We start from the raw sequence: 11786 nt of genomic DNA, 5'->3' as shown, positions 1-11786 counted from the left end.
AACATGGATTTCAATCAACCCGCGACTGAAAATCCCGCTGATCGTCAGCGCGTTCTTGGCAAGTCAACGCCGCGCATCGACGGTCCGCTGAAAACGACCGGCACCGCGCCATACGCCTATGAACGCCACGATGTGGCCGAGGGGCAGTTGGTCGGCTATCCGCTGGGGTCCGCGATTGCCAAGGGTCGGATCGTCAGCATGGACACGTCCGAGGCCGAGGCGGCGCCGGGCGTGCAGGCTGTCATCCGCACAACGGACATGGACGTGCTGGGCAAATTCCAGATGAATGTCGTGCCGCTGTTCGGCGGTCCCGAAATCCTGCACTATCATCAGGCTATCGCGCTTGTCGTTGCGGACAGCTTCGAAGAAGCCCGCGCCGCGACTGCGTTGATCCGCGTGGAATATGACGAGGACGAAACCGACGGCTTCGACCTGGCCGCGCGGCGCGAAGCCGCGCTTGAGCAGGAAGGAGAAATCGAGCAGGAAGTCGGGGATTTCGAAACCGCCTTCGCGGAAGCGGCGGTAACGCTGGATGAAACCTACACGACGCCCGCAGAATCCCATGCGATGATGGAACCGCATGCCACCATCGCCTTGTGGGAAGGGGAAGGCAATCTGTCTGTCTGGACCTCGAACCAGATGGTGGCCTGGAACGTGCAGGGCCTGTGCGATGTCTTCGGGCTGAACAAGGAAAACGTCCATGTCGACAGCCCGTTCATCGGGGGCGGCTTTGGTGTGAAGCTGTTCGTCCGCGCCGATGCCGTTCTGGCAGCGCTCGGATCGCGCGAGACGGGTCGTCCAGTCAAGGTCGCCCTGCCCCGTCCGATGATTGCGAATAATACCACTCACCGCGCCGAAACCATTCAGCGTATCCGCATCGGCGCGAATGAAGATGGCACGATCACTGCCATCGGACATGACGGCATGTCCGAAACTCAGCCCGGCGGACGGGGAGAGAATTGCACCGCGCAAACGCCCGTCTTCTATGCCGGGCCGAACCGCCTGATCGTCAATCGGCTGGTAGATATGTATCTGCCCGAGGCGAACGCGATGCGCGCACCGGGCGAGGCGTCCGGCCTCATGGCGCTTGAAATCGCCATGGACGAGATGGCCGAGAAGCTGGGCATGGACCCGGTTGAATTCCGCGCCATCAACGACACGCAGGTCGATCCGGGCGATCCCGAGAAGGCCTTCTCGGAGCGTCATTTCGTCGAGTGTCTGCGTCAGGGGGCCGAACGATTTGGCTGGGCCGACCGCAATCAGGAACCGGGAAGCCGCCGCGAAGGCATGTGGCTGATCGGGCATGGCATGGCGGGCGGCTATCGCGGCGCGCCCTCGACTACCTCTGCGGCGCGGGTGCGCTTGCAGCCCGATGGCACGGCGATTGTCGAAACCGACATGACCGATATCGGCACCGGCTCTTACACGATCATCGCGCAGACCGCAGCCGAGATGCTGGGCCTTGGCGTCGATAAGGTCGAAGTGCGCCTTGGCGACAGCAGCTTCCCCGTCTCTGCCGGATCGGGCGGTCAGTGGGGTGCATCAAGTTCGACGGCCGGAACCTACGCTGCCTGCGTCAAGCTGCGCGAGGAGATCGCGCGACGTCTGGGCAATGACGATGCAAGCGCATTGGAGTTCGCCGACGGTAAAGTGACAACAGGCGACAGGACCGTGCCGCTGACCGAGATCGCGTCGGATGGCGAAATCGTGGCTGAAGATACTATCAACTTCGGTGATTTCCGCGAGAAGTTCATCCTTGCGACTTTCGCCGCCCATTTCGTCGAGGTCGCGGTCCATGTCGGCACCGGCGAAACCCGCGTGAGGCGCATGCTGGCCGTTTGCGACGCGGGGCGCATCCTCAACCCGCTTTCGGCGCGCAGTCAGGTGATCGGTGGCATGGTCATGGGCATCGGCGCAGCATTGATGGAGGAACTCGCCGTCGATACCGGCCGGGGCTTCTTCGCCAATCACGACCTCGCGGGTTATGAGGTGCCGGTTCATGCCGACATCCACGAACAGGAGGTCGTCTTTCTTGATACCGAGGATGCGACCTCCACACCGCTCAAAGCGAAGGGTGTGGGCGAGTTGGGCCTGTGCGGCATTGCCGCCGCCGTCGCGAATGCGCATTACAACGCCACGGGCGTGCGCATACGCGACTATCCCCTGACGCTGGACAAGGTGCTGGACCGCCTTCCGACCATCTGACACTGTCTTGGCCGGGCCCTCTGGTCCGGCCGATCCTTGATCTTGCAGCAGATGCAGACCAGATTTCTGTTGCGACGAATGCCTCGGGAGAGCCTGTTGAAGGACGCGACGTCATCTCATGACCTTCAGGGCGCCAAAGGCGTGGCGCAATCGGCGGTGATCTGCGAATCGGACTTTCCGGTGCAGGCGATTGCGCCGGATGCTGCGCTCGCCATCATCACCGGGATCGAGGGTGCATCCTACCGCCCCCTTGGTGCTGGAATGGTTATCGACAACGACGGACACCGCACCGGCAGCCTTTCCTCTGGCTGCCTTGAACGCGACGTTGCGCTTCACGCTCAGGCCGTGCTGAACGACGGCAAGCCAAGGGCGCTGCGTTACGGGCACGGATCGCCCTTTGTCGACATCACACTGCCATGTGGCGGCAGTCTGGACATCGCCGTCATCCCCCCGCCTGACCAGCAGCTTCTGGACAGGACATGCAAGCAACTCGCCGCCCGCGAACCTGCCCGAATAACGCTTCTGCCAGATGGTCAGTTGACGGATGCGCCCGTGCCCAATGGTCTGACCATACATATCCGGCCTCAGCCTCGTCTTGTCGTCTTCGGCAAAGGCCCCGAGGCGGCGTGCTTCGCCCGTATCTCGCAGCAGGCCGGCTATCCGGTAAAGCTGTTTTCGCCAGATGCGGAAACGCTGGCAGAGGCCGGATTTGGCAGCGAATTGACAGGGATCGACTGGCCGGCGGACCTGTCGCTCGACCCATATACAGCCGTCACCCTGTTTTTCCACGACCATGACCGCGAGCCAGCGTTGCTGGCGCATGCGCTTCAAAGCCCTGCCTTTCTGATCGGCGCGCAAGGCAGCCTTCGCGCACACGAGAGACGCTGTGCCGCGCTGAAACAACTGGGCATCGCGGACGAGATGATCGCCCGGTTGGCATCCCCCTTCGGCCTGATACCGTCTACCCGTGATCCGCGAACGCTGGCCGTATCGGTTCTCGCGCAGGTGCTGGAACGCGCGGCAGCAAATCAGGCCCCCTGATCCGAAGCACAGGGGCGATTGGCCTTCCGTATGGACGGGCGAAAAATTTTGCTGTTCTGTCAGGATCATGAACGAACGCGCACGACAGACAGATGAGACCCGCGAAGACGCCTCTCCGATCGAACTTTTCTTCGATCTGGTCTTCGTTTTTGCCTTCATACAGCTTTCACATCATCTGGCCGCGCATCTGAACTGGCACGGTCTGGCTGAGACGGCAATCATGCTGGTCGCGGTGCTGACGGTCTGGTCGGGCACAAGCTGGTCGGCCACCATCGTCCGCGACAGCGCCGCAAGACCAACTTTGGTGGTGCTTCTGATCATGGTGCTCGGCCTGATGATGAATGCGGCGATCTCGCACGCGTTCGACAAACACGCATGGGCATTCATCATCCCGCTTCTGCTGATCGAGATCGGGCGCACGCTGTGGACGATCGCTTTCGCGCCGGATTCGGACTATCGCAATCACTTCATCCGCGCGCTTGGCTGGATGCTGTTCTGCAGCTTGCTCTGGGTTGCTGGCGCCCTTCTTGGACCGGATGGGCGTTTGATTGCCTGGGGAATTGCGGCGGCGACGGGGCTGGCCGGGATCTGGACCGGCCACCCGCTGCCCGGACGCCGTCTTCATTCCGAGGCGATGCCCTTCGATGCCGCGCATTTTCTTGAACGCTGCTCGCTTTTCCTGCTGATTGCGCTTGGTGAGACGGTGATCTCGACAGGGTTCGCACTTGCCGAATCCGGGCTTTCTGCGCGCACGGTTTTCGCCGGCTTCTGCGCCTTTCTGGGTACTACGGCGATGTGGGCAATCATCTTCGGCGTGAATCTGGAGATGTCCGAGGAGCATATGAAAGAGGCATCCGATCAGGTGCGCATCGGGCGCGCGGCAGTCAATTCCGTGACGTTGATGGTTGCCGGCCTGATTTTAAGCGCGGTCGCCAATCAGGTGCTGATCGCTGATACCTATGGCGAGGCGGAAATCTCTCATCTGCTGCCCCTGGTGGCCGGACCAGTAATTTTCCTGCTTGGCCACTATCTTTATATGCGAATCACACCCGACTTCCGGGCGCGCCGTCACATTATCGGGATGACCGCGCTCGCTGTCGGCGGAGTTGCGGCAACCGCCCTGCCAGCTCTTGCAGGGCTTGCGCTGATAACGGCGGTCATGGTGATGATCGCCCTGTTCGACCGCACAAAGCTTTCCGACCTGTCCAGTTCAGATTGAATTCCACAGAACGTAAGGGATAGCCAGAAACGCAAAAAGCAGCCTTGCGGCTGCTTTTCGGAAATTGGTGAGCCCAACAGGACCGAAAGAGTCCTGTGATTTCAAGCCGGTAATTTGTCCACAGGGATGGATCCGCCCCATTGAAAACATTGCGGAATATTCTGCTTTGTCCAACGCCCAAAAAGAAAGCCCCGCTGCCGGTGACGCGGCGAACGGGGCTGATGTGCAAAGCACTATTCTCAACCACGATAATACCCCGAACCTGCCGGGCTATGCAACTGCCTTCATCGACGCGGTAACGAACCTACCCGCCGAAGATCGCCTGCCGGTGCTGGAACTGGCCGTCGATCACTACCGCGCGGGCCAGCCGATCCCGCCGCTGATGGGCTACATGGACGAGGCCAACTTCTGGGCCGACATGGCCGCGCGTGACGAGTTGAAGGCCTACCTTTGGGCCTGCTGGTCGCACCTGAACGCCGCCGATCAAGCCGCCTTCCTCGCGCACATCGAGCGGAGGGCCGCAGCATGAGCTTTCAGGAACTGGACGCAATGACCGCTGAACACCGCAAGGCCGTGGGCTTTATCCGCCCCGCTGCCAATGCCCGCGCTGGCCTGCTGACCGAACGCCTGCGCCCGCTGGACCGCATCCGCCCGGTGCTGGAACGCCGCTATCTGGTCAAGGGCTGGATGGATCGGGGCGCTTTCAGTGTCGTCTATGGCGAAAGCAACGTGGGCAAGACGTTCCTGGCTCTGGATATGGCTCTGCACATCGCTGCCGGTGCTGACTGGCACGGATCGCGAATCCATGAGCCGCAGCAAGTCGTCTATGTCGCAGCCGAGGGCGGCACCGGCCTGAATAACCGGATCGCCGCCTATCGCCGCGACCAGAAGGATCTGACCGACGCAGCCGCACCGAACTTCATGGTGCTGGCCGAGGGCTTGGACCTCTGCACGGGCGAGGATGCCCAATATCTGGCCGAGGCTCTGAACAACGCCGATGTGCGGCCTGCGCTGATCGTAATCGACACGCTCGCCCGCGTCATGGGCAACGGCGACGAGAACACGGCGAAGGACATGGGCCAGCTCGTGCGCAGCGTGGACCGGCTGCGGGCCGAGACCGGGGCACATGTCATGGTGATCCACCACAGCGGCAAGGACGCCAGCAAGGGCGCTCGCGGCTCTGGCAGCCTTCGCGCGGCGGCAGATACCGAAATCGAGTTGACCCGCAATGACGATGTGGTCATGGCCGAAGCCCGCAAGCAGCGTGACATGCCTTGTGACGGCGTGTTCGCCTATCGCCTGAAATCGGTGTTCATCGGACAGGACGAGGACGGCGATAGCGTGTCGTCTGCCGTGGTGGCAGAGACGGACATTCAGAAGGCGGACAAGCGGACAAAACTGTCCGGACGCGCTCAGGTCGCACTGGATGCGCTGAAAGAGGTGATCCGCGACAAAGGACAGATCGTCAAATCCGAGGATCTGCCCGCTGTCCCTGTGGTCAGTCTGAGCGACTGGCAAGCGGCCTGTGACCGCGTAGGACTGACGGACAGCGAAAAGTCCGACACGAAAGCCCGGATCTTCCGGCGCCACCGCGACACGCTGATGGACAAAAACCGGATTCGCATTTGGGACAACTATGTCTGGCTTGCGGACAAGGCGGACAGGCAGCGGACAACCCCGGACAAGTCCGCGCCAGATCCGGACGGACACGGACACCCCCCTATAAGGGGTGTCCCTTGTCCGGTCCGTGACGAACTGTCCGCCCCTTCCCAAACCAATGATCCGATCCCCGAGGCATTCCGCCCGCCGGTCGATCCTGACGCCTATGACCCGGAGATGTGGAAATGAGATTCACGCGCAGCCCGATCACCGCCGCCCCCGTCGCCTTCGATGATGCCAAGGCTCATTGCCGCGTCCTGCATGACGACGAGGATCTGATAATCCAGCGATACCTGATGGCCGCTGCCCGTGAGGTCGAGGCGCATTGCGAGATCGCGCTGACACGTCAGACGATCAGCTTGGGGCTTGATGCCGATCCGGGCGAGACGATCAGCCTGCCGGTAGGTCCGCTTGCTGCTGATGCTTTGGTAACGGCGGATGGGATTCCCGTCGATCCTCTGGACATTGAGGGCGGGCGCTATCCCCGGCTCACTCTGTCCGACCACTCGGGCGGATGGGTGCAGATCACCTATGAGGCCGGATTTGGCGACACGTCCAACAACGTTCCCGACGACTTGCAGCTTGCCGTCATGGAACAGGTCGCCCATGCATATGACCACCGCGCTGACCCGGACGCCAAGCCCGGCCTGACGCCTGCCGCTGCCCGCATCTGCGCACGTCACCGGAGGGTCGCGCTGTGACCGAGGCGAAACGCCCCCGTGGCCGTCCGCGCAAAGACGGGTTGTCAAGCGGCTCTGTGGCGGCGCAGGAGGCCGATCACGCGGCGCAGGCGAAGGGATACCGGCGGGCGTCTGCTGCCCCTGTGCGGGGCGCTGTGGGCCTGTCTGGTCCCAATGCCGGGGATTCTAATGGTGGGGACAACCGGCGGCTGACTGTTCCTTTCTCAATTTCGGGCGAAAATATCGCGGATCGGGCGATTTCCTTTCTCGAGACCCTGAAAATTCCGGTTGGCAAAAAGGCTGGCGAGGCTCTGGTGCTGGCCGAGTTTCAGAAGAAATTCGTGCGCGGCGCTATGGCTGATGGCGTCATGATCGGCTGTCTTTCGATAGGTCGCGGCAACGCCAAAACGGCGCTGTCGGCTGGCCTGTCTCTCGGGCATCTGGTCGGTGCATGGGACGATCAGCCGATGCGGGAGATTATCTTCGCGGCCCGAAACCGGGATCAGGCCCGTGCGGCATTCGATTTCCTGACTTGGTTTATCAAGGGGCTGGACGAGGAACTGCAGGAACTGTTCACGATCCGGCACGGCAGCAAGCTTGAGGTTCAATTTGACGGCAATGGCGGCGGGCTGGCCCGCGTCATCGCGGCGGACGGCAAGTCGATCCTTGGCGGCGCTCCGACGCTGGCGGTCATGGACGAAAGGGCGGCTTGGGAACGCGAAAAGGGCGACAATCTCGAAAACGCGATCCTGTCCGGTCTGGGCAAGCGCGATGGCCGGGCGCTGATTATCTCGACGTCTGCACCGGACGACGCCAACACCTTTTCCCGCTGGCTGGATGAGCCGCCCCCCGGCACCTTTGTGCAGGAACACCGGCCCGCATTCGGTCTGCCTGCTGACGATCTGGATAGCCTGCTGGAAGCGAACCCCGGCGCGGTCGAGGGCATCGGGTCCAGCCCGGAATGGCTCGTTGCACAAGCCCGTCGCGCGATTGCACGGGGCGGATCAGCCCTGTCCAGCTTCCGTAACCTGAACCGGAACGAACGGGTTTCGACCGAAGATCGCAGCCTGCTGGTGACAGTGGATGAATGGCTGGCGTCCGAGGTCGCGCCCGACGAACTGCCCGCACGTCAGGGGCCTGTTGTTCTGGGCGTCGATCTGGGCGGCAGTCGTTCCATGTCGGCAGCCGCCTTCTACTGGCCGGAAACCGGGCGTCTTGAGGCTGTCGGCACCTTCCCCGGCAATCCGTCACTCGCGGATCGTGGCGCGGCTGATGGCGTCAGCGGGCGCTATGTCGAGATGAACGAACGGGGCGAGTTGTTCACCCTTGGCGATGCGACCGTGCCGCCGGGGCCGTGGCTGGCCGAGATCGTGCGCAGGATCGACACGCCCCCGGCCTGTATCGTCGGGGACCGCTTCCGTCATGCCGAATTTACCGAGGCGATGGAAAAGGCCGGTCTGGGATCGGTGCCGTTCGTCTTTCGCGGCTTTGGCTGGCGCGATGGCTCCGAGGACGTAGAGCGCTTTCGCCGGGCGCTGTTTGACGGCGAGGTCAAAGGCGTCCCGTCCCTGCTGCTGCGATCTGCCTTTTCCGATGCTGTCGTGCTGAACGATCCGGCAGGCAATGCCAAGCTGGCGAAGGCGCGTTCCCTTGGCCGCATCGACGCGGCGGCAGCAACCGTGCTGGCCGTGGCGCAGGGGCAGCGGATGCTGGCGGCACCCACCCGCAAGCGGAGGGTCTACATTGCGCAATGACTTCACCCGCTATTCCCGGCACGTCACACGCGGCCCGCGCTGGAAGGCGCTGCGCATGGCCGTCATGGAACGCGACGGCTTCAAATGCGTGGACTGTGGCGCAAGGGGCCGTCTGGAATGCGACCATATCGAGCCGGTCAGGAAGCGTCCTGATCTGGCTTACGATCCCGCGAATTTGCAGGCGCTCTGCCCGTCCTGTCATTCCGCGAAAACCCATGTCGAGGTTGGCCGAAAGCCGCCCGCATATGACCGCCAAGGCTGGCGGCAGGCTGTCGTTGAACTGATGGCCGAACAAACCCCTGTCGAGCAAATGAGGTAAAACATGCTGGACTCTGTGAAGATCGCCAAGCGTCAGTCGGAAATCCGGCAGGCTCTGGCCGAACTGGTTGGCAAGGATAAGCCGACCGAAGATGAAACCCGTTCCATGGAAACGATGGACACGGAATATCGCAATAACGAGGTCCGCTATCGGGCCGCGCTGACTGCCGAGGACACCGAACGCCGCGAGGCCGGCGCCGATCTGGAAACCCGTTCGGATCGCGAATATGCCGAACTGGTCGGGCGTTTTGAACTGCGCCAGATCGCCTTTGCTCTGGACGAGGGCCGGGCGCTGTCGGGCGCGACCAAGGAAGTCGTGGACGAGCTGCGCAACGCAGGCGGCTATCAGGGCATTCCGGTTCCCTATGCGGCGCTGGAAACCCGTGCGGGCGAAACCGTGTCGGGCGCGGACCTGCCGAACCCGAAGGCGATCCGCCCGGTGATCGACCGCATTTTCCCGAACAGCGTTGCCGCGAAACTCGGGATCGAGCGGATCAATATCACCCATGGCGAACTGGCCTTCCCGGTGGCCACCAGCGGCGCGGTTTTCGGCTGGCAGACTGACGAGTTGTCGAATGTCGGGGCGGCAAATCCCTATGAGACGGCAGAACGCAGCCTGAACCCGGATCACACAGGCGGGGCGCAGATGGTCATCACCCGCAAGGCGCTGAAACAGTCGGGCGAAGGTCTGGAAGCCGCGATCCGGCGTGACCTGAATGCGGTGATCGGCGCGGAACTGGATCGTGTCGTTATCTCGGGCGCGGGCGGGACCGAACCGCTCGGCATCGTGCCGGGCGCTGCGACCTACGGGATCACCAGCACGGCGATTGGCGCTGCCGCAAGCTGGGCCGCGTTCCGGGCCGAGGTTGTCGCCTTCATGGAAGCGAACGCGATCACTTCGCCGTCGCAGGTCAATCTGGCCTTCGATCCGGCGATCTGGGCCGATCTGGACGAGGCGCTGATTGCTGGCACCGCTGTGTCGGAATGGGACCGCCTGACCAAGCATGTCGGCACCCCGGCGATCAGCAATGTCATCCCCGACGCATCCGCGATCATGACCGCGAATGTGCAGGGCATCGCACCCGGCTATCTGGGCCTTTATGGCGGCGTCGATCTGATCCGCGACCCTTACACCAAGGCCGCATCCGGGCAATTGGTGCTGACCGGTCTGGTCACGGCTGACTTCACCGTGCCGCGCGGTCTGCAAACCCGCATCCTGACCGGGCTGGCCGCGTAATGCTCTGGGGCGGCAATCTCGGAGCGCTGGAACTGCGTAGCGAGGGCGGGGAAACCCGTCTTCGCGCGACGTTCCCCTATGGCGCGGAAACCGAACTTGCACCGGGGCGGCACGAGGTTATCGCCGCGCGGGCCTTCGCGGATCGGATCGAGGCGGGCGAGGATATTCACCTGCTGGCCGGTCACGACTTCAACAAGCCCCTCGCCTCACGGGCGGCGGGCAACCTGACCCTGACGGATGGCGAAGACGCGCTGGTGATCGAGGCCACCATTGCGGACGGCACGTCATGGGCGCGGGACTTTCTGGCGGCGAATGCAGGCGGGCTGATCCGGGGCCTGTCACCGGGCTTTCGGGTTGAACAGGGCGGGGAACGCATCGAGCGGCGCGCGGGCGGCACCCTGCGCACGATCACGCGGGCGGCGCTCATGGAACTGTCGGCGGTCACAAAGCCTGCATACGGATCGGCGCAGATCGAGGCGCGAAATTGGGAAACGCATCAGGACCGGCAGCCCTATCGCGGCCCGGCCTATGCGCTGAATCGGTGGAGGGTGTAATGGGCTTCATGGATCTGTTCCGGCGCAATAAAGGTGCAGATTTGCCCCTTAATGAAACCCGCGCAACCGTCACCGGCTACACCACCGATCTGATCGCGGCCCGGCATGAATGGTTCAGCGGATCGGGCAATGTGGCCGAGTTGACGGCGACCGTGCAAAGCTGCGTGTCGCTCTGGGAAAGCGGCTTCACGCTGGCCGATGTGGATGGCACCGACCTGCTGGACCGTCGCGCCCTGGCGATGATGGCCCGCTCTCTGGCCCTGCGCGGCGAATCTGTTTTCCTGATCCGCGACAGGCTTATCCCCGTCACCGATTGGGACATATCGACCCGGCACGGCGAACCCCGCGCCTATCGCTGCCAGATCAGCGAAATCGGCGGCGGTGCTGCTGAAACCGCGCTTGCCGGTGAAGTCCTGCATATCCGCATCGGATCGTCGCCAGTGACACCTTGGGCCGGATCGTCACCCCTGCACCGGGCGTCCCTGTCTGGCGAGTTGCTGGCGGCTGTGGAATGCGCCCTGCGTGACGTGTATCGCGATGCGCCGATCGGCTCTGTGATCGTTCCCCTGCCTGATTCAAGCAGCGAAGATATGGCCGAGATGCGCAAGGCTCTGATCGGGCGCAGAGGCGCGGCTGTGGTGATCGAGGGAACGGCGCAGGCAACCGCGGCGGGGATGAATCCGCAGCTTGAAAAGCGTGTCGAACAGATCGGCCCCGACCTGCAACGCGCCATGACCCGCGAGACGCTGCAAGCTGCCCGAGACGGTATCCTGATGGCCTATGGTGTCCTGCCCGGCCTGATGAACCCGGCAACGACTGGTCCCCTTGTCCGCGAGGCGCAACGGCATCTGGCGCAGATCGTGCTGCAACCGCTGGCGATGCTGGTGGCCGAGGAAGCGACCCAGAAACTCGGGCAGGCCGTAAAAATCGACGTGGTGAGGCCGATGCAGGCATTCGATCACGGCGGCAAGGCGCGGGCCTTCGCGACCATGCTCTCCGCGCTGTCCGAAGCCAAGGCGGCGGGGCTGGATATGGCGACCATCAAGGACGCCGAATCCTTCATCGACTGGGCGGATTGACGAGATCGGGCAAGGATGCGCCTGCGGCTTTAGCTTTCGC

11 protein-coding genes are annotated in these 11786 nt (G+C 63.1%); all 11 read left to right on the top strand.

Going from position 1 to position 11786, the window contains the following annotated elements:
• Positions 1-3: 3 nt before the first annotated feature.
• The 11 genes from paoC (at position 4) to FQV27_RS06420 (ending at position 11746) form a co-directional block, all read left to right on the top strand.
• Positions 4-2205 carry an aldehyde oxidoreductase molybdenum-binding subunit PaoC gene (gene paoC / locus FQV27_RS06470; protein ID WP_147097051.1) on the top strand — a complete coding sequence of 734 codons (2202 nt, stop codon included), beginning with the start codon at positions 4-6 and terminating at the stop codon, positions 2203-2205.
• Positions 2206-2301: 96 nt separating this feature from the next.
• Positions 2302-3246, top strand: a complete 945-nt coding sequence (locus FQV27_RS06465; protein WP_186827238.1) for an XdhC family protein — start codon at positions 2302-2304, stop codon at positions 3244-3246.
• Positions 3247-3313: 67 nt separating this feature from the next.
• Complete coding sequence (locus FQV27_RS06460; RefSeq protein ID WP_147097049.1) at positions 3314-4465, top strand: low temperature requirement protein A; 1152 nt, start codon at positions 3314-3316, stop codon at positions 4463-4465.
• A gap of 223 nt (positions 4466-4688) precedes the next feature.
• The gene (locus FQV27_RS06455) at positions 4689-4994 is read left to right on the top strand and encodes a hypothetical protein (RefSeq protein ID WP_147097048.1); all 306 of its coding nucleotides are present in this window, start codon (positions 4689-4691) and stop codon (positions 4992-4994) included.
• Entirely contained in the window at positions 4991-6313 is a 1323-nt protein-coding gene (locus FQV27_RS06450; protein WP_147097047.1) for an AAA family ATPase, read from the top strand. The genes FQV27_RS06455 and FQV27_RS06450 overlap by 4 nt, the downstream gene beginning before the upstream one ends.
• Positions 6310-6825: a head-tail connector protein gene (locus tag FQV27_RS06445; protein ID WP_147097046.1), complete on the top strand. Its 516-nt coding sequence runs from the start codon at positions 6310-6312 to the stop codon at positions 6823-6825. The genes FQV27_RS06450 and FQV27_RS06445 overlap by 4 nt, the downstream gene beginning before the upstream one ends.
• Before the next feature lie 260 nt (positions 6826-7085).
• Positions 7086-8558, top strand: a complete 1473-nt coding sequence (locus FQV27_RS06440) for a terminase large subunit domain-containing protein (RefSeq protein ID WP_377768694.1) — start codon at positions 7086-7088, stop codon at positions 8556-8558.
• Complete coding sequence (locus tag FQV27_RS06435; protein WP_246133018.1) at positions 8548-8877, top strand: HNH endonuclease; 330 nt, start codon at positions 8548-8550, stop codon at positions 8875-8877. Before FQV27_RS06440 ends, FQV27_RS06435 begins: the two co-directional genes overlap by 11 nt.
• A gap of 3 nt (positions 8878-8880) precedes the next feature.
• Positions 8881-10113: a phage major capsid protein gene (locus FQV27_RS06430; protein ID WP_147097044.1), complete on the top strand. Its 1233-nt coding sequence runs from the start codon at positions 8881-8883 to the stop codon at positions 10111-10113.
• Positions 10113-10667 (top strand): HK97 family phage prohead protease, encoded by a 555-nt coding sequence (locus FQV27_RS06425; protein WP_147097043.1) that lies wholly within the window; start codon positions 10113-10115, stop codon positions 10665-10667. The genes FQV27_RS06430 and FQV27_RS06425 overlap by 1 nt, the downstream gene beginning before the upstream one ends.
• Entirely contained in the window at positions 10667-11746 is a 1080-nt protein-coding gene (locus FQV27_RS06420; RefSeq protein ID WP_147097042.1) for a phage portal family protein, read from the top strand. Before FQV27_RS06425 ends, FQV27_RS06420 begins: the two co-directional genes overlap by 1 nt.
• Positions 11747-11786: the final 40 nt, after the last annotated feature.

It is taken from the genome of Paracoccus aurantiacus, assembly GCF_007993065.1.
Taxonomy (GTDB): domain Bacteria; phylum Pseudomonadota; class Alphaproteobacteria; order Rhodobacterales; family Rhodobacteraceae; genus Paracoccus; species Paracoccus aurantiacus.
The sequence above is the reverse complement of the archived record's forward strand: the minus strand, read 5'-3'. Positions and strand labels throughout refer to the sequence as shown.

Coding starts and splice junctions, on each gene's coding strand:
- paoC (WP_147097051.1), top strand. CDS start 4: ATGGATTTCAATCAACCCGCGACTGAAAATCCCGCTGATCGTCAGCGC.
- FQV27_RS06460 (WP_147097049.1), top strand. CDS start 3,314: ATGAACGAACGCGCACGACAGACAGATGAGACCCGCGAAGACGCCTCT.
- FQV27_RS06450 (WP_147097047.1), top strand. CDS start 4,991: ATGAGCTTTCAGGAACTGGACGCAATGACCGCTGAACACCGCAAGGCC.
- FQV27_RS06445 (WP_147097046.1), top strand. CDS start 6,310: ATGAGATTCACGCGCAGCCCGATCACCGCCGCCCCCGTCGCCTTCGAT.
- FQV27_RS06430 (WP_147097044.1), top strand. CDS start 8,881: ATGCTGGACTCTGTGAAGATCGCCAAGCGTCAGTCGGAAATCCGGCAG.
- FQV27_RS06425 (WP_147097043.1), top strand. CDS start 10,113: ATGCTCTGGGGCGGCAATCTCGGAGCGCTGGAACTGCGTAGCGAGGGC.
- FQV27_RS06420 (WP_147097042.1), top strand. CDS start 10,667: ATGGGCTTCATGGATCTGTTCCGGCGCAATAAAGGTGCAGATTTGCCC.